Raw genomic sequence first — 24,027 nt, 5'->3', positions numbered from 1 at the left:
ATTTTCTGTAGCTATCTCTATTTTTCGTTCAGGATGTTATTTACATAATTCGTCCATTCAGAAGCAGGAATTCCCTTGTCCAGGTAATAATCGGGTTGGATGCCTTTTTCATCTATGGTAAAGCCCGGTATGCGCAGGCTCCTCGAAAGGGAATAGCCCAACTGAAATTCCTTGCAAGGCGAATCGACAAAATACATGTTGGAAATATCGAGCACGCCAAATGTGGTTACACCGAAGAGCTTTACCTTTTTACTTTGCTTGGCCTCCAGCAGGAATTGTTCGGCGGTGCTACCGTTTGCCTCGTTAATTAGGATCCCGACATTTTGCGGAAATGGGTAAATCGTATCCTTTTTGATTTCGGAAGCGACATACTCATTCGGATTAACAAACTGCCCCAATTTATTTTCCAATTTATCATAGGTTTTCTTTGCCCATTTTTTATCTTCAGCACTAAATCCATATTCCGGTTTATTTATAAAATCGAGCATCCGCTGATTGTTTAATTTGGTGGATAGGTATTCAACCCCGACACTTCGGATTGGATTGGTATACAGGTAAGGTATGATGTTCTGGTAAGCGTTATCGCTTCCACCTCCATTATACCTGATGTCGATAATGAGGTTTTTCGTGTGCAGTATTTTCTCTTTGTTTAAACGTAGTACACTGTCTATACTTCCTTTCACACTTCCTTCAAACGAGGGTATCCTCAAATATAAAGTGGTTTCGTTTAATTGCTCCAGGTAAGGTTGGTTAGCGCTTATTGATTTAAAATACTGAACATATTTGGGTTCGTCTTTCAGCTGCGGATAAATTTTTGTCAGGTTGAAATTTCCAATCTGTAAATGGTTTTTACCAGTTAAGACCACATTGTCGAAATCTAAAGCCGAATGATCCCGTACATAAAAAACCGCCTTTGCGCTGTCATCCTTGATGCTGAACTTTAGTTTTACCTGCCCCTTTGTCCAGGTCGATGCGCCTGAGGCGATGATGAAACCAATATACTGATCACCGTTTTTTTTGATACCGATCTGATACGGAGGTGTCTCCCAGATGCCTTCGTAATCGGTGGTTTTCTTACTGTTTAAGTAGGCTTTAAATTCTTCCGTTTCAATAGGGTACCTTTCCCAATCGGGGAATTGTTTATCTGATTTTACGGGATTGTCTTGTTGCGCCTGGTTATTAATCCGGATACCGATGTGCCCGGAACGGAAAAATTTTAACCATTCGTATAAAATCGGTGTACATTCGTTTAAGGTTTTGGCCTTCAGTACTTTACTCAAAATCTTTTTATTATGGTCCGCATAGGCCTGCGCGCCTTTTAATTTTAATGCATATTGAAATCCTGCATCATTTTCTTCAAAGGTTTTCTTCACCCATTCATAATTGACTTTACAGTCACAATGCTGTGCAAGTGCAAATGTTGTCGGAAAAACCAAACTTATCAACAACAAATTTATTTTCAACATCATGTGGTTTCGCTTATAAATCATGGTATGTGTATCATTTACTTTTTAAACTATTTATTAATCTCCACCTCATCATATTGATTAAACTGATCATATGAGGAAGTAATTACCTCATCACCTTTCTTCAATCCATCCAGTATTTCATAATACAGGTAGTTTTTTCGCCCGATTTTAACATTTTTCCTGATTGCTTTTCCGTTGTTTACCACAAACACCCACGAGCCGCCTGTACTTTGAAAAAACTGCCCCTGAGCAAGAAGCAATGACTTGCTGTTATCAGATAAAGTCAATTTGGTTTGCAACGATAATCCACGGCGCAAACCTTCAGGTGCAGCGCCTTTAAAAACCATTTCTACCTGAAATTGCCCGGACGTCACTTCCGGAATCACCTTGCTTACCGTAAGGTTATAGGTTTTTCCATTGAATTCACAGGTTGAGGTCTGCCCCTCTTTTACGCGGTTAATGTAGTATTCATCCACACCAGCCTGAAGTTTATAGCCCTGTAAAACATCAATTTTACCAATCATTTCGTTGGAGTTATAGGATTTACCGATTACGGGATCGTAAGAAGACAACTTGCCGGAAACCGGTGCCTTAATTGTCATGTTTTCAATATTCTTACGAATCATTTCCAAACTTTCGTTCATCTGCCCCATTGACTGGTCGATTTGGGCAAGCTGCATTTTGCGACTCTGGTTTTCCTGTTTTATGGCCTGCCGTACAATTTTCAATTTGCCTTGATAATATTCATAATCCTGGCTCGATTTGTTAAACTCCTGGAGCGTAATTACCTTTTTGGCGAAAAGTGCACTATCTAATCGGTATTGGCGGGTTGCGGTACGTAAATTATTTTCTACATCCAGTACATCCTGATTCAGAATTCGTTGATTCTGCTCCAAATCTAACCTCGATTTACGCAATTGGTTAATTTGTTCGGTAGCAGCCGTTTGTTGCGAGGTATAACCCAGCATGGCGTTCGAATTTGCAATCCGCAGCAGTGGCGTACCTTTTACCACAGATGCACCATTTTCAGTGAAGATCTCCGCAACTGTTCCACCCTCTGATGAACTCACAATAACAGAAGTCAAAGGCACCACGCTGGCATTCAGCAAAACCACATCTTCAAAATCGCCGTATTCTACTTTGCTGATGGTCAGCTTCTCGGCATCGGCGCGGTAAGTCTTCTTTAAAGATAAAGAGTAGCCGTAGATGACAACAGCTACAAAAGCAATGGTGCCTGCAGCAATCAATAATGTTTTAGTACCAAATCTTTTCTTCTCAATCTTTTTGTCCATTGTTCGGTTATACTGTTTGATTTCCTGAGTAACCAAGCCTGTGCCAAAGTCCTAAAACATTTTTAAGATACTGATTATCAGACACTAGATGATAATTTTATTTTTCACATGTTCGTTATCGGACAGTAAATGTGCGGGAGCGGACAGTTTTATTAAATTTGCCTATTCCCTTGATCAACCCGTAGAAGGATTGACTAAACAGGAAAAATAATAAATAATAAATGAATAAGGCTAAGTTATGTTAGACGCCACCGTTTTAATTATTGATGATGATGATGATATCCTGCTAAGTGCCCGTTTGTTTTTAAAACAACAGGTAAAGCAGGTTATCACATGCAAATCGCCTAAAGAGATTAATGTTTTATTAAGCAAAAACGAAATTGACATCATTTTGCTGGACATGAACTACCAGAAAGGTGCCAGCGATGGAAGAGAGGGCTTGTATTGGTTAGAACATATTTTATCCATTGATAAAGACTATGTGGTTATATTAATGACTGCTTTCGGAAACGTAGAACTTGCAGTAAAAGCGATAAAAAAAGGAGCTACTGATTTTATTCTTAAACCCTGGGAAAATGAAAAACTGTTTGCTACCATTTCATCGGCGTCTAAACTTCGCGAATCAACCAAAAAGGTAAAAAAGCTGGAAAAAATACATTCATCGCTCCAAAAAGATCTGACGAGAGGTTTCGAGCATATTGTTGGCCAGGCCGATGAGATAAAGCAGTTACAGCATACCCTCTTAAAGGTATCCCCTACCGATGCCAATGTCCTGATTCTGGGCGAGAATGGAACGGGGAAACAGGTTTTCGCCTATGAGATACACGCAAACTCACAAAGGAAAAATCAGGTGTTCATGCATGTTGATTTAGGTGCTTTGAACGAAAATTTGTTTGAAAGTGAATTATTTGGCTATGCGAAAGGTGCCTTTACAGATGCCAAGGAAGATAAACCCGGTCGTTTTGAATTAGCGGATGGCGGGACAATTTTTTTAGATGAGATTGGCAATTTATCCTTACCGCTCCAGGCAAAATTATTGAGCGTTTTACAAAACCGTACGGTTACCCGTTTAGGTGAAAGTAAAGAACGCAGAATAAATGTACGTCTCATCACAGCAACCAACATGCCGCTGAACGAAATGGTAGCAAAAAACACCTTCAGGCAGGATTTATTGTTCCGGATCAATACGGTTGAGCTGTTATTACCCGCTTTGCGTAAACGCGGATCAGATATATTACTGCTGGCCAACCACTTTATGCAGGTTTTTAGTTCAAAGTACCATAAAGATATACAAAAACTGAGTGTTAAGGCTCAAGAAGCACTTTTACAGTATAAGTGGCCGGGTAATGTACGTGAATTACAGCATGTTTTAGAAAGAGCTGTTATCATGAGTGATGGCGCTGATATTGCGGAGGAAGATTTACAGTTAAGCCCGCAGCGCTACACCCAGCATCAAGCTATGCCTGATGAAATGGCGCTGGAGGAAATGGAGAAGATGATGGTGCAAAAAGCCATCGGCAAGCATAAAGGAAACATATCAAAAGCCGCAGCAGAATTAGGTTTGACCCGCGCTGCACTGTATAGAAGAATAGAAAAATTTGGAATCTGAGAAATGTTAGAAGGCAAGAGGGTTGAAGGTGGAAGGTTTTATTCTATCTTAAACCCTCAACCTTTTAAGCCTCCACCTTCAACCTTAAAAACATGTTCTACCAACGCTTTACCTTCCGTTTAATCTTCCGCCTGCTAATCATCAATTTGCTGGGCTACCTGCTGTTCTACCTGATCAAAAATACTGAACTCTGGTTTACGATCATCGGGATTGCACTGATATTCCTGGGTACCATTATATCCCTTTATTACTACATTAATCAAATCCGGTCGGATATTAACCGTTTCATTCTCGCTGTAAAGACAAGAGATCATACCCTAAACTTTAAAAATAAGGTAACTAAAGGGAGTTTCCCTGAACTGTATGAATCGTTCAGTGATATTTTACAGGTACATAAACAGATCAGGCTGGAACAGGAAGCCATGTTTCAGCTCATCAAAACCATTTTGGAGCAGGTTCCTGTTGGCGTAATTGTAGTGAGCAATACAACAGCAGAAAAAGAGGATGAAATTGTGTTTTTCAACCAGGCTGCTTCTAACCTCTTAAGCGTACCTGCCTATAAATACTGGCACCGGTTAAAACAGCATCTTCCTATATTCGGGGCAGAAATAGAGCAGATTTCTACTGGCGGAAAGCGGTTTCTGGAACTCAAAATCCAGGATAAACTGATTCAGTTATCTACGGAGGTAATTCCTTTAAACCTGTATGGAAAAAACTATATCATCATTAGTTTCCAGAACATTAAAGACGAAATTGAGCAAAAAGAAACAGAAGCCTGGAACAGGTTAGTTGGTGTTATTTCTCACGAAATTTTAAATTCCATCACGCCCATCAGTTCATTATCGGATACGATCAATAAAATGGTAACGGATAAAAAGAATTTAAACGAGGATGAAATGGATGACCTCCGAACAGCGTTACATACTATTCAAAGGCGCTCGTCTGGTTTGTTGGATTTTGTAAAAGATTACCGTTTGATTGCTGAACTTCCTACACCAAACCTTGAACCGCACACCATCAGAGAAATATTAAAGCACATTAAGGTGCTGATGCAGCCATTTGCAAAAGTTAAAAATGTGGTATTGGATGTAGAACAGACTTCATCAAAAATCACCATTCAGTTGGATCTGAAGTTAATAGAACAGGTATTAATTAACCTGATTACGAACAGTATTTATGCCGTCGAACATAAGGAAATGCCTTATATCAGTGTAAATTACCGTTTAGAAAACACCAAACTGTATATAGATGTTAACGATAATGGAAAAGGCATAGCTGCCACTGATCTGGAAAAAATATTCGTTCCATTTTACACCACCAGGAAAAATGGATCGGGCATAGGATTAACCATCAGCCGCAACATTATGAAGATGCACAAAGGCAGTATTGAAGTAATTTCTACTCCTGAAAGTGGTACAACTTTTTCATTGGTATTTAATTATGTTTAATCATCTGAATGTTTTTTTGACCTAAAAATTCAAACAAAACCATTTTGATATGCTTTTAAAGATATAGATACATTCAATACGAGCATGAAGACAGTTATAATATCGAATAGACTCCCCGTTAAAATCATTGAAGAGAACGAAGAATACACGTTTATCCCCAGCGAGGGCGGCCTTGCTACCGGCCTTGGTGACGTGTACAAATCGGGCAACTCCATCTGGATCGGATGGCCTGGAATTGAGGTTCCGGAAGAACGTCAGGAAGAAGTTACACAAAAACTTGCCGGGCTAAACCTCTATCCTGTTTTCCTCACCCAAAACGAAATTAATTTATACTACGAAGGTTTTTCAAATGAAGTATTATGGCCTGTATTTCATTATCTGGTTACCTATGCACATTATGAACAAAGTTATTGGGATTGCTACCAATCCGTTAATGAGAAATTTGCAAAAAGTGCCATGCAGGTATTGGGCAGAAAAGATAAAATCTGGATTCAAGATTATCAATTGCTCCTTCTCCCTGGTATTTTGAGAGAAAAACTTCCAAATGCCACCATCGGTTTTTTTCAGCATATCCCTTTTCCATCCTACGAAATTTTCAGGTTAATCCCCTGGAGGGAAGAATTATTAAATGGCTTAATAGGTTCCGATTTAATCGGTTTTCACACCTATGATGATGTCCGCCATTTTATCAGCACAGCCACACGTTTACTTCCCGTAAATTCATCATCGAACGTACTTAATAGCCACGAAAGGCAAATTGTGGTAGAAGCTTTCCCTATGGGTATTGATTTTGATAAATATTCGGACTTACCTGCCACAGAAAAAGTAAAAAATGAAATTGATTATTTCAGGACTGGAAAAGAAGAGATGAAAGTGATCCTTTCTATAGACCGGCTCGATTATAGCAAAGGTATTCTCGAACGGTTGAAAGCTATGGAATTACTCCTTCAGCACCATCCTGAATATATCGGCAAAATCGAACTTTTCATGATTGTGGTCCCTTCAAGAGACACCGTACCACAATATAGTGAGTTGAGAGATCAGATTGACCAATTCGTTGGAAATTTAAATGCAAGGTACCGCTCTATGAACTGGATTCCTGTAAATTATTTTTACCGCTCTTTCCCTATTGAAGTACTCTCTGCGCTTTATTCAACTGCCGACATCTGCCTGGTAACGCCTATGCGCGACGGAATGAACCTGGTTAGTAAAGAATATGTGGCCAGCCGGAACAACAATGATGGTGTGCTGATTTTAAGTGAAATGGCCGGCGCTTCCAAAGAATTAACTGATGCCGTAATTGTTAATCCAAATAATATGGGCGACATTATGGAAGCGATTGTAACTGCATTAAAAATGCCTTTGGAAGAACAACAGCTACGCATGAAGGCCATGCGGGCTATAGTAGAAAAATTTAACGTTAAACATTGGGTTAACAATTTTATATTAAGATTAAACGAAGTGAAAGATTCTCAAAAATCGTTATTAACCAAACATGCAGTAAACTCGATTAATGAAGTCATTGCTGCTAAATATGCAACAACAACCGATAGGGTTTTATTTTTAGATTATGACGGCACCCTGGTAGACTTTACCGGGAACATTGATGATGCCTCTCCTGATGATGAACTTTATGATTTAATAGAAAACCTGACCATCGATCATGCCAACAAAGTGGTGATTATTAGCGGAAGGAGACATGAAACCCTGGAACAATGGTTTGGCCATTTAAAGGTAGACCTGATTGCTGAGCATGGTGCATGGCAAAAATCGTATGGAGATAAGTGGAACAGCCTGCCGCTGCTTACCGACCAATGGAAACAGGAAATAAAGACTTTATTAGAAACCTATACCGATCGTACCCCAGGATCGTTCATTGAAGAAAAAAGCTACTCATTAGTGTGGCACTATCGGAAAGCAGAAGAGGGATTAGGTGATTTAAGAGCCAATGAAATTGTGAGCCACATGAAAATCCTGGCTGCCGATAAAGGATTGCAATTAATGCCGGGGAATAAAGTAATCGAGTTTAAAAATATAGAAGTTAATAAAGGAAAGGCTGCTTTAAACTGGCTATACGATAAAAAACCTGATTTCATTCTGGCATTAGGCGACGACCACACCGATGAAGACATTTTTAAAGTACTGCCAGATGATGCTTTTACCATAAAAGTTGGCAATAACATTTCGGAAGCAAAATATTACTTAAATGATTTTAAAGAGGTAAGAAAGCTACTTTGGAGTTTGGTGAAAGAAGAATTTGTAGAACGCGGTTAATAAATAGCTCGTCCATTAATATCATGATGCCAAGGTCTGTGTCCTCACAGACCTTTTTCTTACGAAATAAATTGTCATTTGGAGCGGAGTGCAACCAAATGGAACAATATTTTCAGATGGAGTTTTCCCCGCCCGCCAAGGCGGGCATTTAACTGCGTTCAAAAGGAGATGATTTTTTTTCGGAAATCCAACACCACAATCTGCTCGCGACATGCTTTTTTAGAATAGCTTTAACCACCTTAATATGCTTTTTGCATATTAAAGTGGTCAAAGTTTAATCTACTTTTTATAAAAATATCGGTCTATCCAGCTTAATGGCAATGCGGTAAGCCGCATTCATTAAACCTACGTGGCTATAAGCCTGAGGGAAGTTACCCCATTGGCTACCTGTTTTGGCGTCAACATCTTCGCTAAATAACAGCAGGTGGTTACAATATTTAATGATATTTTCAAACTCTTTTATCGCTTCATCTGTACGGCCCACACAGGCTAAAGCTTCTACATACCAAAAAGCACAGATTAAAAAGGTTGTTTTCGGTTTGCCGAAATCATCAGCATGTAAGTAACGATAAAAAAGTCCATCCTCAGTTTTCAGTTCTTTTTCCAAAGCGATTAAATGGTCCTTTGCCCGGTCAGAGGCTGGATCGAGATAATTCATCATAATCAATTGTAGGGTGCTGGCATCTAAATGCGGGCTTCCCACGGCATTGGTATACACTTTTCTTTCCGGATCGTAGCAGGCTTCTATATGTGCCGAAGCCTTATCAATCAACACTTTCGCGCGCCTTTCGAAATCCTCATTGCCAATGGTTTTGGCCATTTTTAGAGCAGCCTGTGCGCCTGCCCATTGGAAAAGGTTACTATAACAATGTACATTGGCAATGTTTCTGAATTCCCATATTCCCGCATCTTTTTCGTCAATGGTACGCTCAATTTTAGAAAGTACACTTTCAATCCACTTTACCGAATCTCCACGTTCCGAAAAAACAAAACGATGGTCGGTATAAAGTGGTAACATGGAAATTAAAACCTGTCCATAAATATCATTTTGAATATGCTCGTATGCCTGGTTTCCTAGCCTAATTGGCTGTTCTCCTTTATAACCTTCCAGATGATCAAGCGTACGCTCCGTAATTTGTCTTTCGCCTGCAATACCATATAAAGGCTGGTAACGTACGTCTTCAGCACGCGAAATATCAGAAAGGTAATTGAAGTACCTTTCCATTTCTTCAAAATGGCCAATATGGTTTAATGAGGTAAGCACATAATGCGAATCGCGCAGCCAACAATAACGGTAATCCCAGTTTCGTGTGCTGCCTGGCGATTCTGGCAAACTGGTTGTACTTGCGGCTATAATGGCACCTGTATCTTCGTATTGATGAATTTTTAAAACGAGGGCCGAACGGATTACAAATGGCTGGTAAAAACCTGCTATTGACGAATGTTTAATCCATAAACGCCAGTAAGAAATCGTTTCCCTTAAAAAGTTTTCTGCTGTACTAACTATAGGGGCTTCTAAATTTTGCCCATAAGTCATCACCAGGTATTTAGGCTCATTTAGTACAAATGCTTTCTCGTCAAAAATATAGGTAAGCGATACATTGGTACTTAAACGTATATTTTCATCACAGCCCAAATAGTCGATGTGATTGCTGCCCCTGCTCGACTTCATTTTACCTTTTCCATAATCACAAACCGGCTCACATTTAATGGTAATGCGTGGGTTGCCTTGCAAAGGTTCAATCTTCCTGATAAACATCAGCGGTTTAAAATAGCGATCATATAAATGAAAACGTGGTGCAAAATCGGTAATCCGATATTTCCCATCTTCAGCGGTAATTTCCGTCCTTAAGACATTGGTATTTTCGATATAATATTGATGCGAAGTAAATTCTCCCTGGGGTAAGATCGAAAATTCGCCCCCTTTTTTCTCATCCAATAAACTGCCAAATACAAAAGGGCTATCAAAGCGTGGCCAGCAAAGCCAGGATATATCGGTATTTTTATTTACGTGAGCAATGAAAGCGCAATTCCCTATAATTCCTGTTTGATAAAGGTGCTGTTCGGTCATAAACTATTTTTTGTTTATCTACTAACAAGCTTATGGGGAAAATGTTGGGTAGAAAGGTTAAAAAAGACTTTTTAGATTTCCGGCCTTTTAAATTTTAAAAATTAAGATCCTTTGTTGGCGAAAGTTTATTTTTTTGGAAAGGTATGCTTTTGCTTTGATGGCGGCCGGCAGTCCTGCTATCGCTTCAAGTCCTCACCCGTTCCTCGCTCCGGGCTTTTCGCTTTATCACTTGCCCGATGCAGGCAGGGTTTATAAATAAGGAGGTCTGTAATCAGAATTTATAAAGGATTTTTCGCCACGATTGTCAGCGTCTTCAGGTAGGATCGTCGTCCGATAGCAATCGGATCTCGCGCATGCGTAAACCACGAAGTGCTCCGCGAAGCTGATTTTAATGCAAATGTCTTAAGATTTCCAATAAGTTGGAAATGAAAATCTCCCGAGTGGCTTAACCATAAACTACGCATCAAAATCACAAACAAAAAGACCTTAAAGGTTTTTGAAACCTGTAAGGTCTTTAAAGATTCCTCGCTTCGCTCAGAATGACAATATATATTAAATCACTGTGCCACTTGGCACTACTGCGCCCTTTTTAATTACAACTATACCATCTTTAACAGCGTAAAGTTCAAAGTCGCCATCTTCCAAATGGTCGCCACCATTAATTTTAACATCGTTACCGATACGACAATTTTTATCGATAATGGCATTATTGATAAAACAACGGTCTCCAATTCCGATCAATGAATTTCCTTTGTTTGTTTCCTCCTGTATCTCTTCGAGCGTTTGGTACCTATCACTACCCATTATATAGGCATTTGTAATAACGGTATCCTTACCAATTCTTGATCTGATCCCTAAAACAGCATGTTCCACTTTGCTGGCCTGAATGATACAGCCTTCGGCAATAATAGTTTTATCCAGCGTGGTACCCGAAATTTTAGACGGCGGCAACATCCTCGCCCTGGTAAAAATAGCATGGTTGCTATCAAACATATTAAATTTAGGTATTTCGTCCGTTAAGCCTAAATTGGCTTCAAAGAAAGATGAAATATTACCGATATCAGTCCAATAACCTTCGTACTGATAACTTAAAACCCTGCTTTGTGTAATGGCCCTTGGTAAAATTTCCTTACCGAAATCCTTTTCTTCTTCGTTCTCGTTTAAAATGTTGATCAGGTATTCGCGGTTAAAAACATAGATACCCATCGATGCCAGAAAATTACGTCCCTCGCCTTGCATTTCTTCGCCGGTATCCGAAACCCAGTTCTCCAGTCCGGTTTTAGGTTTTTCGATAAAAGAGGTTATCATGTTTTCCTCATCAGCCTTTAAAATACCAAAATCGGTTGCATCTTTTGCCGTTACCGGAATCGTAGCAATAGTAATTTCCGCAGCGGCTTCGATATGTTTTTCGATCATATCTTTAAAATCCATCTGGTAGAGTTGGTCGCCTGAAAGGATCAAAATATAATCAAACTCATGCGAAACAATGTGATGCATACACTGACGGACAGCATCTGCTGTACCCTGGAACCAACCAGAGTTTTGTACCGTTTGTTCAGCAGCCAGAATATCAACAAAAGCAGTACTGAAGTGACTAAAATGATAGGTATTTTTAATGTGTTTGTTAAGGGACGCCGAATTAAACTGGGTTAACACAAACATGCGGTGGATACCTGAATTGAGACAGTTCGAGATCGGAATGTCTACCAAACGGTATTTACCAGCTATCGGAACTGCCGGTTTAGAACGTGTTTGTGTGAGTGGCGATAATCTAGAGCCCTGGCCACCGCCAAGGATAACGCCTAAAACTTTGTCAGTCATGCTTAAGCTTATTTTAAATTTTGGTATAATTCTATATAATTCAAGGCTGCCCTGTCCCACGAATGATCGATTTTCATCATGGTTTTTCTTACAGCTTTAAATGCTTTTTTATCATTGTAAAATCCAACTGCGCGGTTAATGGAATGTGTAACATCCCAAATACTGGTTTGGTCGTGACAGATCCCGAAACCATTGTCGCCAATATCAATGACGGTATCCCTCAACCCACCTACCCGGCGCACAATCGGAACCGTTCCGTAACGTAAGGCATATAACTGATTCAATCCACAAGGCTCCACTCTCGATGGCATGATCAGGAAGTCTGCACCAGCGTACATCTGATGCGAAACCTGTTCGTTATAACCTATATAAACATTATATCTGCCCCCAAAGAAATCCTTCAACTGGTTTAACCTTCCTTCCACCCAGCTATCTCCCGAGCCTAAAACCAGGATATTGATGTTATCGCCATGCTGTTGTAAAGCAGTATAAAAAATGTCGGGCAAAATATCGGCACCTTTTTCATCAACCAATCTTCCGATAAAGGTAAACAGAGGCTTCGATGAATCTAATTGAAAAACATCGCAAAGTGCTTTTTTGTTTGCCAATTTCCCAGCTTCGACTGTTTTTACCGTATAACCTTTATTTAACATTGGATCTGTTCCAGGATTCCACACTTCGCTATCGATTCCATTTAATATTCCAACTGATTTCCAACGCTCCTGTCTCAACAAACTTTCCAGTCCACGTGCAAAACCCATCATTTCTTCCAGGTAAGTCGGCGAAACCGTAGTGACCTTCCAGGCACATTTAATGGCAGATGCTAAAGGATTTATAGCATCATCCCAACCCAGTAAGCCACCCTTCCATAAATCGAATGCTGGTAAATAGTACAATTTATCCCAGCCGAACTGACCTTGATATTGTGCATTATGAATGGTTAAAACGGTTGGGACGCCACTTATCAGATTATATTTTAGGCAATTTGAAACCATAAATGGGACTAAACCTGTATGGTGATCGTGACAATGAATTACATCCGGGCGATGTTCCCACTGTACAATCCAATCAAGGGTAGCAATCTGGAAAGCAACAAATCTCTCCGTATCGTCGTTATAGCCATATACATTTGGGCGGTCGGTTAAGCCTTGTATATGGACAATATATAAATCGAAACCAAGTTTATTGGTTTTTTCTTTCAAAATACGGTACTGAAAATGGTTGTTTCCATAATTTGCCCAGGCATCATATGTAACCTCAAATTCACTTTCGCGGATAAATTTGGTATCGTAAGCAGGAACAACCACCTTGGCAATATGGCCTAGTTTATTCTGGTATTTAGGTAAGGCCCCTACTACATCGGCTAAACCACCAACTTTTGCAACAGGGTAACACTCGGCACTTATGTGTATAATTTCCATCAAATATTTGGTGTAGATAACCCAAGTAAGTTACTAATTGTTTTGAGTTTTGCAAATAATGAAAATTATATTTTTAGTTGATTATTACTTTCGTCATGCTGAGTTTATTTCAGCATCTATCCTACTATAAAGACCCTGAAACAAGTTCAGGGTGACGGCTCAAGAAATTAATTTAAGTTTTTTTAGAAAGTGAATGTTCTGTTTTCTGTGGCGGCCTGCAGCCCTGCTTTACGTTGCAAGTCCTCACTGCGTGCGGGCTTTACACCGCAATCAGGCTTATCAGCAAAGTTGCTTCCGATCTAAAGCAGATATTAATTTTTCAGCGGTGATCTTTTTAGATCTGCGTGAACAGACGGCTAATAATTTCCCGCTGATTTGCAGATAAAAGCGGCGTTTTTTTTTTAAAGCAGCTATTTACTTCAAAGACCCTGAAACACCCGTCCGACTGGCCGGGCGGAAGTTTAGGGTGAAGCCGCATAGGTTTTTAAAATTGCAGCACATAAAAAAAACCGCTTAAATCCATAAGCGGTCTCTTAACAACAAAACAAATATATACTTTGGTAAAAATACCTAATATTCTTCAGCGATGATCTCGTAGAAATCGCGGATAGGCTGAAATTGAGGGTGTAATGATACTACATCACCGAAAACCAATAAAGCCGGAGCCGTTATTTTTTTATCTTCCACAATCTCCGCAATGGTATCAACAATACCTACCGCGATTTTTTCCTCAGGTGTAGAACCATTTTGAATGACTGCAACGGGCAACAGATTTTTATTTTCTGCCTGAAATATGGCTGCAATCTCTTTTACCTTTTCAATCCCATTTAAAACAACAATCGTCGCTTTGGTTTTCGCAGCAATATACAAATCCTCTGAAAGATCACCTTTAGAATTTGTTCCGGTTACTGCCCAGAAGCTTTCGCTCATGTCTTTATAAATCATGGGGATCTTCTGCAAACTTGGTGCACCTGTAGCACTCGAAATACCGGGAATGATTTCAGTAGGAATACTATAAGATTCTGCAGCATCTATTTCTTCATATCCTTTTGCAAAGAAAAAGGGATCGCCACTTTTTAAACGAACGACATGGCCATAGTTTAACGCATAATCGATGATGAGCTTATTCACTGCATCCTGAGAAAATGATTCATCATCAGAACGTTTGCCCACATAAACTTTCGGAATACCATCTGGAGCATAACAAAGTAAAGCTTCATTCACATTTGCATCATATAAAACAACATCGGCTGTTTTTAATGCTTTTACCCCTTTTAAACTAAATAAATCCGGATCGCCGGGACCTGCACCTATCAAAGTAATTTTTGGTTCAATGTTCGCTTTTTCTACTTTATTCAAAATCATAACTGAAAGTTTATGTTCGTTATTCGTTTATTCGATAATACAAATATATAAAGTCTATAGAAATTGTAGTAATTTATTTTAAAATATTTTTCCGTCATTCATTCTGAACGCGGTTAAGAATCTTTATATGGTTGTCATCCCTGATCTTATAGCTATCGCTCAAAATGATGGTAACACAGAATGGAGCGTAACAAGCAAAAATGTCTACTTTCTTTCCGGGTATCCGCGGCTAAAATAAACCATGATCGATACATTGGGTCTTAGCGAAACGCCAGAACCAGAATTCTAGAATGAAAGATCCTTTGCTGGGCTCAGGATAACCAGGCTTATTTGCAATCCACTTCCGAAAAAGTAAACTTACCCGCTTCGTAATTGATGGGTTTCCCTTTAACAAAATACGATCTACCTAAAGTGGTTTCAATCTGTCCAACCCCCATCATGAGTTTACCATCTTTCTTTAGAAATGCCAATGGGTTGGTAAATGCCTTTGTGGTATCTTTGCCCGTGTTGAAACGATAATCAACCAGTAAAGTATCACCATTAAACTTTCCACTTATTTTGCCGTTATTTTCAGGCTTTTCAGCATATTTTACCAACAATGAACCGGTTACTTTGCCAGATGCCATGGTTTTCACAATCATAGCGGCGCTGTCTTTTTCGAAAAAAGCAGCGTAACAGGTTTGATTGACCACCGAATCCTTTTTTACAGTATCAGTCTTTTTAGCTGATTGGTTACAGGCAACAACAAAAGGAATAGCTGTAAAAACGGAGTAAAAGAGATTTCTTTTCATATGGTTTGATATTGGGGTTTACGTTTATAATGTAATTGGAAGATGAAAAATTTGAATCAATTCCATAAGTTAAATATACAAAAAACCCAGTTACGAAAAACGGGACTACCATTTGGCGTCCCGCTGAAATTGTTTTCGCTTTAGCATAATCTAAAGCATTCCTTATTATTTTTCCAACATTAGAGAATTAAGAACAGTAAGGATTTTACACGTACAAAAAATCTTCGAATACGCTACCATTTACAGAATCGACCAGCGCGTTCGTCATTCCCGCGCATGCGGGAATCCTAACACAGGCGCTTAAGATGATTCATGCGTTTTTTTTTGTTCTGTGGCATTCATGAGCACTTCGTGGTTCCCAATCAAATTGGCAATGATGATGAGGAATATTATCAAATAAAATTTCTGTCGCTCGTATTGATTTTTATAAAATAAATTATCCCTCAGGATGACAAATGTATGAAGCTATCCGGAATATAGTCATCACAAATCGGTTATTCCCCATCATCCATCTTACATTACTTCATCTTATACCTTACTCCACTGCTGCCCTGAACATTAATGCTCCAACAGTTAAATTGGTACGGGTATCAACTAAAATAGCCGAACCATTTGCGCGGTTATCATCATATAAATCAAAAGCTAAAGCATCAGCGGTTTTCACAATCACACGGCCGATATCATTCAATTTAAATTCTTCTGCAGCATGTTTTTCTAAGGTATTGATATCTACCTTATGCAGAATTTCGCTGATTTTACATTTGGTAACCTTGCTGTTATGCTGGATGTTGTACATGATGGAGGGATCCAGGGCACGGGTATCCATCCAGCAAAGGTCTGCTTCAATCAGCTTTGTTTCCTGTGGCAAAGCCGATGCGTTTACAATGGTATCGCCACGACTAATGTCTACATCGTCTTTTAAATGAATGATAACCGATTGACCCGCGTGCGCTGCATCAAGCTCTTCATCAAAAAATTCAATTTTCTCTACAACAGAACTTGCTCCTGATGGAAGAACAGTAACTTTATCGTTTAAATTAAAGGTTCCACTCAACACACGTCCGGCATAACCACGGTAATCGTGCAGTTCTGCTGTTTGCGGACGAACCACCCACTGTACGGGCATCCGGGCTAATTGCGATCGGTCCAGGTGATCAGTATCCACCTTTTCTAAGAAATGTAACAAACTCTCTCCTTCATACCATGGCATATTTTCTGATGTTTGTACCACATTATCTCCTTTTAATGCACTTACCGGAATATAAGTTACATCGGCCAGTTTTAATTGCTGAGCCAGAATTTTGTATTTTTCGATAATGGCGCTATATACGGTTTCGCTGTAATCAACCATATCCATTTTGTTGATACAAACCACCACATGTTTGATGCCCAGTAACGAAACAATATAGGAATGACGGATGGTCTGTTCTACCACACCATTACGGGCATCAATTAAAATAATGGCCAGATTAGCCGTAGAAGCACCTGTAACCATATTTCTGGTATATTGAATGTGACCAGGCGTATCCGCTATGATAAATTTACGTTTTTCTGTCTGAAAGTATTTGTAGGCAACGTCAATGGTAATTCCCTGTTCGCGTTCTGCCCTTAAACCATCTGTTAAAATGGCTAAATCTATTGTTCCATCATCATTTTTTCGGTTAGAGCGTTGTAAAGCTTCTAACTGATCGGCTAAAATAGAATCTGTATCGTATAACAAACGGCCAATTAAGGTACTTTTACCATCATCTACGCTGCCTGCTGTAAAAAATTTTAAGATGTTCATGTTATTTGTAGTATTAAGATAAAAGTATTAAGTATCAAGACCTTATCAGGTTTATCAATTAATACTATTTACTTGAATTATTTTAAGGTTTGTTAAAGTGGGGCCCAATCTTGATAACTGATACTCACTACTTGATACTCCCTAAAAATATCCTCCCTTTTTCCTGTCTTCCATTGCAGCTTCAGAAACTTTGTCGTCTAACCGTGCACCACGCTCTGAAATTTTTGAGGCACTGATTTCTGAAATGATATCATCGATCAAAAATGCATCCGATTCTACCGCGGCGGTGCAAGACATATCGCCAACCGTACGGAAACGAACCTGTTTGCGTTCTACCACATCTTCCTCATCCATATTTAAAAACGGTGAGGCAGCCATCAGTTGTCCGTTGCGGGTAATTACCTCACGTTCGTGCGAGAAGTAAATGCTTGGCAATTCTATTTTTTCGCGACGGATATAATTCCATACGTCCAGCTCAGTCCAGTTACTGATCGGAAATACACGGATGTTTTCTCCTTTGTGGATTTTACCATTGTAAATATTCCAAAGTTCAGGGCGCTGGCGTTTTGGATCCCATTGGCCAAATTCATCGCGGACAGAGAAAATACGCTCTTTTGCTCTGGCTTTCTCTTCATCTCTACGTGCACCACCAATACAGGCATCAAACTGATATTTGGCAATGGTATCGAGCAAAGTTACCGTCTGCAATGCATTTCTGCTGGCATTTTTTCCGGTTTGCTCTACTACTTTACCCTGATCGATAGATTCCTGAACAGAACCAATAATGAGCTTTTCGCCAATTCTTTCTACCATTTGATCGCGGTAGGTAATGGTTTCCTCGAAATTATGACCAGTGTCTATATGTACCAGTGGAAAAGGAAATTTACCCGGACGAAATGCTTTTTCTGCTAAACGAACCAGGGTAATCGAATCTTTTCCCCCTGAAAATAACAGGGCTGGTTTTTCAAACTGACCCGCAACTTCACGTAAAATGTGAATGGCTTCGGCTTCCAGTTCGTCTAAATAATCAAAATTATATGTACTCATTTCAATCGTTGGAATGTTTAAATGTTGAATGTTGGAATGTTCCAGACGCTCAAAGTTATTTGTTATTGTATTATTGTTGTTAAAATTGTTGGAATGTTTGAAGGTTGCCAGGCATTCATTCAATCGCACTGTTTGCTATTTTCCATTTCCTCCGCCACTTACTTATTTCACTTTTACTAAAAGATTGCCTCGTCGGCTGAAAAAGCCTTCTCGCAATGACGTATCAAGGGTTCCATTTTACATCTTCCATCAGCTAGCGGCATGTAAACCACATTCTTTTTTACTTTGCTCTTCCCACCACCATCTTCCGGCCCTAAAATCTTCACCCGGCTGTACTGCTCTTGTACAGGGTGCGCAACCTATACTCGGAAAACCTTTATCATGTAAAGTATTGTACACAATATTGTTCTCTTTGATATAGGTTTTCACCTCATCCAGCGTCCAGCTGAAAATGGGGTGAAATTTAATCAATTGGTTTCCTTCGTCCCATTCTACATCATGCATATCCTCGCGGTTGGCACTCTGATCGGCCCTGATGCCTGTTATCCAGATTTCGTTTCCTTTTAACGCTCTTTTTAAAGGTTCGATCTTACGGATGTAACAGCATTCTTTTCTATTTTCTACCGATTCGTAAAAGCTGTTGGGGCCTTTCGTGTTTACCATATCCTGTAACAGTTCGTTCTGCGGATAATAGGCATGAATAGGTTTATTATAAATTTCTAATGTGCGGTTCCAGACATAATAGGTTTCCGGAAACAAACGTCCGGTTTCCAAGGTAAAAACCTTGATCGGAATGTTGTTGGCAAAAATTAAATGGGTAATCACCTGGTCTTCCCAGCCAAAACTGGTCGAAAATATGATACGTCCGGCGTATTTATCTGCCAAAAATTTCAGCTTATCTATAGTACTTAAACCTTTCAGTGCTGCTTTGATCTTCTCTGGGTTCCCCATCACTAAATTAATTTTAGAATAAACATGATTACGCTTCGTAAGCTTACGATCATTACAATGATCCCCACAGCAACCATAATGGTTTTTGCAGAAATTTTGTTGGATACTTTTGCGGCTATCGGCGATGCGATTGCACTCCCGATAATTAAGCCCACAACGGCTTCCCAATGTTTGCCACCTAACATGGTAAAAAAAGTAAGTGAACTTAACGTGGCGATAAAAAAGCGGCTGATTTTTACCGTACCCAAAGAAAACAAGGGATGCCTGCCACCGGCGATCAGACTGGATAATACGATTGACCCCCAGCCACCACCAAAGGCTGCATCGATAAAACCACCTACAAAACCCAATAAACCAATTTTTTTAATTTTCTGATCAGCTTTTTTTCTTTTAATGTTAAAAGCTTTCATTAAAATAACAGCACCCAGAAATAGTGTATAAACGGCAACAACCGGTTTAACATAACTGCTGTAATGTTCTAATGAGGAAAGGATGTAAGCGCCTAAAACGGCTCCGATGATAGCAGGAACGATTAAAATTTTAAATAATTTCCAGTTTACATTCCCCATCCGGTAATGCATCCATCCTGCAATTCCGTTACTCATTACCTCAGAAATGTGTATGGCCATACTTGAAGATGCAGGAGGTAAGCCCATGGCCAGCGAGAAAGATGCGGTGGTCACACCATACGACATCCCAATGGCACCATCTATTAATGCAAATACAAATCCTGCGCCTAAAAACCAATAAAACAAGGGATCTATGTTGATTAAGAAACTTTGAAATTCTGGTTCAGTATTCCACAAAGAAAATCCGATAGCACCAATCAGTAAAACCGAAGCCACCCAAATTAACCATTTGATATTGCGCTCCGCAAAACTTCTTTTAGGGTTGATTAAACTTTGGGTAACCTTATTCAGTTTTTTTACTTTTGCCGAAAAATCACCGTTTAAAGTCTGGCGCAAAGCACTCATATTCTGCAAAGTTTCATCCAGCTCGGCCGGTAAGCCTTCATTTAAAATCTGCTTTAAACGTTTGGCAATGGTTGGCGATTTTCCATTGGTCGAAATGGCAATTTTTAAATCGCCTTTCTGAACAATCGATCCAAGGTAAAAATCGCAAAGTTCGGGTTTATCAGCCACATTGATCAGCAGACCGCGCTCGTGCGTAACCTTCCTGATCTCGTCATTTAATATATAGTTATTGGTTGCTGCAAAAACAATATCAATATTATCCAAATCATTGATATCAAAACTTTTCTGCTTCACCTTTATATGTGGATAATTTGCAATAAGTGTATAAATTTCTGATGAAATGATTTCTGCAACGATGGTAACAGTAGCACGATGGCTGTTATTCACAATCGCTGTTAACTTCTCCAACCCGATATTCCCTGCCCCAATTAATAATGTACGCAGCTTGTTCAGCTTTATAAAAACCGGAAAAAGCTGATTGCCTTTTTCTTCTTCAGAAAAACGTGCTACATGATCAGGTTGGTTAGGCAATACTTGCATATTGTTTAATTAAGTCCTTGAATGATGGATGCAATGATACAACTTCTCCGAAAATCAATAAGGCAGGTGCCTTAATGTTTTCCTGTTGCACCAGACTTTCGATGGTTTCAACCACGCCAACAACTAGTTTTTCATCTTCTGCCGATCCGTTCTGCACCACTGCAGCCGGTAAACTATGCTTATCAGCCGCTTTGAAAATCTCCACGATTTTTGATAATTTTTTAAGTCCCATCAGTACCAATACCGTAGCTTTGGACTGTGCTGCCTGGTAAATATCGGCAGATACCTCGCCCGATGTAGTTGTTCCGGTAATTACCCAAAAACTCTCACTCATACCACGGTGGGTAACCGGAATCTGTTGTAAACCCGGCACACCGATAGAACTTGAAATACCCGGAATCACACTAACCGGAATGCTGTAAGATGCGGCATAATCCAATTCCTCGTATCCCCTTCCAAAAACAAATGGATCACCTCCTTTTAAACGCACTACGTGACCATAGTTTAAGGCATAATCGATCATCAATTTATTAATGGTATCTTGAGGATAAGAATGCTCACCAGAACGTTTTCCTACATAAACCTTAATGGCTTCGGCAGGCGCATGCTCCAGTAAAGCCTCGTTGGTCAAAGCATCGTACAACACCACATCAGCAGTTTGCAATGCTTTTACACCTTTTAAGGTTAATAAATCCGGATCGCCGGGACCTGCGCCCAAAAGGGTAATTTTTGATTCTATATTTAATTTCTGATCGCTCATCTTTGTGTTTAATTCGGAATATTGGATGTTGAATGAGTGAATGTTTAATAGCAAGTGTTTATTATTCGCTAATTCTATCATTCAATTACTTTACCAATACCGCCCTTTTCTCTTTAATCTGATTTAAAAATTGACTGGCTTGGTTAAAATATTGCTGTGCAAACGCTGCGGTTGGTTCGTTTTTATTAATCTGTAAAACCAGGTCAGAGAAATTGGTTGGTAAATTAAATTCACCCGTTTCTACATAGTGGTTATCAAACTCACGGATTACACCAACCTGTGTGCTACTGTTCACTCCTTTATCCAACAATAATGATTTTGCTGCGCTTACAAATGCGGCATAGGTATGGTAAATAGCATCGGCATAAGCACCTTTATCTAAGTTCTGTTTCGCCCAGTCAAATTTTTCGTCAGCTTCCAACAATAAGGTAGCCACTAAATCGATCACTACACCAGCACACTCACCCACACCAATGGCAGTTACAAATTCTTCCACATGTCCCCAGTCTACAAATTCCTCGGTCTGCAGGTTCGTTAAATCGGCCAGTGGTTTTAACAGCTGATAAAAGTGATCCTTACCTTTTCGGTCATAATACTGGTGGAAGTTTTCATCAGCCAGGTTATTGGCTTTAAAATCATTCAAAATAAAGTGTAAAACACTGGTTGCCCTTTTAGAAGGCACCTTAATTACACGTTCGGCTACCCTACCTACACCGTTTCCTACCGTTCCACCGCCCAACATGACCTGTACAGCCGGAACCACTTTTCCATCAGCTTTTAGAGAACTTCCGTGAAATCCGATTTCAGCCAGTCCATGCTGACCGCAAGAGTTCATGCAACCACTGATTTTGATCTTGATATTTTTCTCGTAAATCAACTCCGGAAAATCGGTATAAATTACTTCTTCCAAAACTTCGGCAAGTGTCATTGAATTGGAAATACCCAGATTACAGGTATCGGTACCCGGGCAGGTGGTAATATCGGCCAAACTATCGAAACCGGCTGTAGTAAAGCCAATTTTATTTAATGCGGTATATAGAGAAGGTAACGCTTCCCTACGCACAAACTTTAACAATAAGCCCTGGTTTTGGGTAATCCTGATTTCATCAGCCACGTATAACCTGATGGCATCAACAAATGCTCTTGCTTTATCTGTTTTGATATCGCCTACCTGAACTTTTACATAAACGCCGTAAAATCCTGCCTGCTTTTGCTCAACTACATTGGTCGCCAACCAGTGTTTATAATGTGCCTCGTTCAATATTTCTACCGCAGGATATTCTTGTTCTAAAGGCAAGAGTGGCTGTGAAACAGCGTTAACATCAATTTTAAATGTTTTTACTTTGTTGGCAATGCGTTCTTCAGCAACCAAACGCAGCACCTCCTCTAAGCCTAATTTCTGAACCAGGTACTTTAACCGTGCTTTGTTACGGTTGTTACGCTCGCCATAACGGTCGAACACGCGAAGAACAGATTCGGTAAAAGGAATTAACTGATCTTCAGGCAAAAATTCGTGAACGGCATTGGCTAAAAAGGGCTGCGCCCCTAAACCACCGGCAAATAAAACCTTAAAGCCACGTTCCCCTTTTTCATTAATCTTCGGAATGAAGCCTAAATCATGAATGTAACTAAATGCGGTATCCCTATCGCTGGAAGAAAAAGAAATTTTAATTTTGCGGCCCATTTCCTGACAGATCGGGTTCCGCAAAAAGTAAGCAAATACCGCTTGTGCGTAAGGTGAAACATCAAAAGGTTCTTCTGCATCTATTCCTGCATTCGGAGAAGCGGTTACATTACGCACCGTATTCCCACAAGCTTCGCGAAGGGTAATGTCGTCCTGTTCCAGTTTGGCCCAAAGTTCTGGTGTGCGATCTAAACTCACATAGTGGATCTGTATGTCCTGACGGGTAGTTAAGTGCAGGTTACCACTTCCGTATTCATCGGCAATATCGGCAATACGCAATAACTGTTTGAAGGTTACCTTACCAAAGGGCAGTTTGATACGAACCATCTGCACACCTGGCTGCCTTTGTCCGTAAACACCGCGTGCCAGGCGCAGGCTTCTAAACTTTTCTTCGTGGATGGTTCCATCTCTGAAAGCTTTAATCTTATTCTCCAAATCGATAATGTCCTGCTCAACAATCGGATTTTCGAGTTCTGTTCTGAAACTTTGCATATGTGTTGTTAGCTTATTCTAAAAATGCTTCCCTATCATCGAGAAGCATTCCATATTTTATACTTAAAGTAGTGTGTAGGCTCCTGTTATTGCGTTTTACAACAGCACATCATTTGCACAGCGGTTAACTTTTTTAGGCATAAAACTGAAATTCATACGCCAAATATATAAAGTATATAGGAATAGTAGTAATTTATTATGAAAAAATTTACATCTTCTAAACGTCTTTTAG

At 39.7% G+C, this 24,027-nt stretch carries 16 protein-coding genes; 3 read left to right on the top strand and 13 right to left on the bottom strand.

Annotated elements, in window-relative coordinates; genetic code table 11:
- Positions 1-17 precede the first annotated feature (17 nt).
- Both ACK1I8_RS03690 and ACK1I8_RS03685 read right to left on the bottom strand, forming a co-directional pair.
- Complete coding sequence (locus ACK1I8_RS03690) at positions 18-1,469, bottom strand: S41 family peptidase (RefSeq protein ID WP_412467997.1); 1,452 nt, start codon at positions 1,467-1,469, stop codon at positions 18-20.
- A 47-nt stretch (positions 1,470-1,516) separates the two neighbouring features.
- Entirely contained in the window at positions 1,517-2,761 is a 1,245-nt protein-coding gene (locus tag ACK1I8_RS03685) for an efflux RND transporter periplasmic adaptor subunit (protein WP_412467996.1), read from the bottom strand.
- Positions 2,762-2,999: 238 nt separating this feature from the next.
- Between ACK1I8_RS03685 and ACK1I8_RS03680 the strand changes: the two genes are divergently transcribed.
- From ACK1I8_RS03680 to ACK1I8_RS03670, 3 genes are all read left to right on the top strand, one after another.
- Positions 3,000-4,370 (top strand): sigma-54-dependent transcriptional regulator, encoded by a 1,371-nt coding sequence (locus ACK1I8_RS03680; protein ID WP_412467995.1) that lies wholly within the window; start codon positions 3,000-3,002, stop codon positions 4,368-4,370.
- A gap of 92 nt (positions 4,371-4,462) precedes the next feature.
- The gene (locus tag ACK1I8_RS03675; protein WP_412467994.1) at positions 4,463-5,818 is read left to right on the top strand and encodes a sensor histidine kinase; all 1,356 of its coding nucleotides are present in this window, start codon (positions 4,463-4,465) and stop codon (positions 5,816-5,818) included.
- 84 nt (positions 5,819-5,902) lie between these two features.
- Positions 5,903-8,092, top strand: a complete 2,190-nt coding sequence (locus ACK1I8_RS03670; RefSeq protein ID WP_412467993.1) for a bifunctional alpha,alpha-trehalose-phosphate synthase (UDP-forming)/trehalose-phosphatase — start codon at positions 5,903-5,905, stop codon at positions 8,090-8,092.
- Between the two features lie 286 nt (positions 8,093-8,378).
- Here the strand turns inward: ACK1I8_RS03670 and ACK1I8_RS03665 are convergent, their stop codons facing one another.
- The 11 genes from ACK1I8_RS03665 to ACK1I8_RS03615 form a co-directional block, all read right to left on the bottom strand.
- Entirely contained in the window at positions 8,379-10,163 is a 1,785-nt protein-coding gene (locus tag ACK1I8_RS03665; RefSeq protein WP_412467992.1) for a glycoside hydrolase family 15 protein, read from the bottom strand.
- 552 nt (positions 10,164-10,715) lie between these two features.
- Positions 10,716-11,984, bottom strand: a complete 1,269-nt coding sequence (locus ACK1I8_RS03660; protein ID WP_412467991.1) for a glucose-1-phosphate adenylyltransferase — start codon at positions 11,982-11,984, stop codon at positions 10,716-10,718.
- 8 nt (positions 11,985-11,992) lie between these two features.
- Entirely contained in the window at positions 11,993-13,405 is a 1,413-nt protein-coding gene (locus tag ACK1I8_RS03655; RefSeq protein ID WP_412467990.1) for a glycogen synthase, read from the bottom strand.
- A 570-nt stretch (positions 13,406-13,975) separates the two neighbouring features.
- A complete protein-coding gene (gene cobA, locus ACK1I8_RS03650) occupies positions 13,976-14,770 on the bottom strand; it encodes a uroporphyrinogen-III C-methyltransferase (RefSeq protein ID WP_412467989.1) in 795 nt (264 codons plus the stop codon).
- Positions 14,771-15,096: 326 nt separating this feature from the next.
- A complete protein-coding gene (locus ACK1I8_RS03645) occupies positions 15,097-15,561 on the bottom strand; it encodes a hypothetical protein (protein ID WP_412467988.1) in 465 nt (154 codons plus the stop codon).
- 535 nt (positions 15,562-16,096) lie between these two features.
- A complete protein-coding gene (locus ACK1I8_RS03640; protein ID WP_412467987.1) occupies positions 16,097-17,347 on the bottom strand; it encodes a sulfate adenylyltransferase subunit 1 in 1,251 nt (416 codons plus the stop codon).
- 141 nt (positions 17,348-17,488) lie between these two features.
- Entirely contained in the window at positions 17,489-18,394 is a 906-nt protein-coding gene (gene cysD, locus ACK1I8_RS03635; RefSeq protein ID WP_412467986.1) for a sulfate adenylyltransferase subunit CysD, read from the bottom strand.
- 249 nt (positions 18,395-18,643) lie between these two features.
- Complete coding sequence (locus tag ACK1I8_RS03630; protein WP_412469345.1) at positions 18,644-19,345, bottom strand: phosphoadenylyl-sulfate reductase; 702 nt, start codon at positions 19,343-19,345, stop codon at positions 18,644-18,646.
- Between the two features lie 2 nt (positions 19,346-19,347).
- Positions 19,348-20,859 carry a TSUP family transporter gene (locus ACK1I8_RS03625; RefSeq protein ID WP_412467985.1) on the bottom strand — a complete coding sequence of 504 codons (1,512 nt, stop codon included), beginning with the start codon at positions 20,857-20,859 and terminating at the stop codon, positions 19,348-19,350.
- Positions 20,843-21,619, bottom strand: a complete 777-nt coding sequence (gene cobA / locus ACK1I8_RS03620) for a uroporphyrinogen-III C-methyltransferase (protein ID WP_412467984.1) — start codon at positions 21,617-21,619, stop codon at positions 20,843-20,845. Before cobA (ACK1I8_RS03620) ends, ACK1I8_RS03625 begins: the two co-directional genes overlap by 17 nt.
- An 85-nt stretch (positions 21,620-21,704) precedes the next feature.
- A complete protein-coding gene (locus tag ACK1I8_RS03615; RefSeq protein WP_412467983.1) occupies positions 21,705-23,795 on the bottom strand; it encodes a HEPN domain-containing protein in 2,091 nt (696 codons plus the stop codon).
- Positions 23,796-24,027 lie beyond the last annotated feature (232 nt).

This window comes from Pedobacter sp. KLB.chiD, assembly GCF_047040275.1.
GTDB lineage: Bacteria > Bacteroidota > Bacteroidia > Sphingobacteriales > Sphingobacteriaceae > Pedobacter.
The sequence above is the reverse complement of the archived record's forward strand: the minus strand, read 5'-3'. Positions and strand labels throughout refer to the sequence as shown.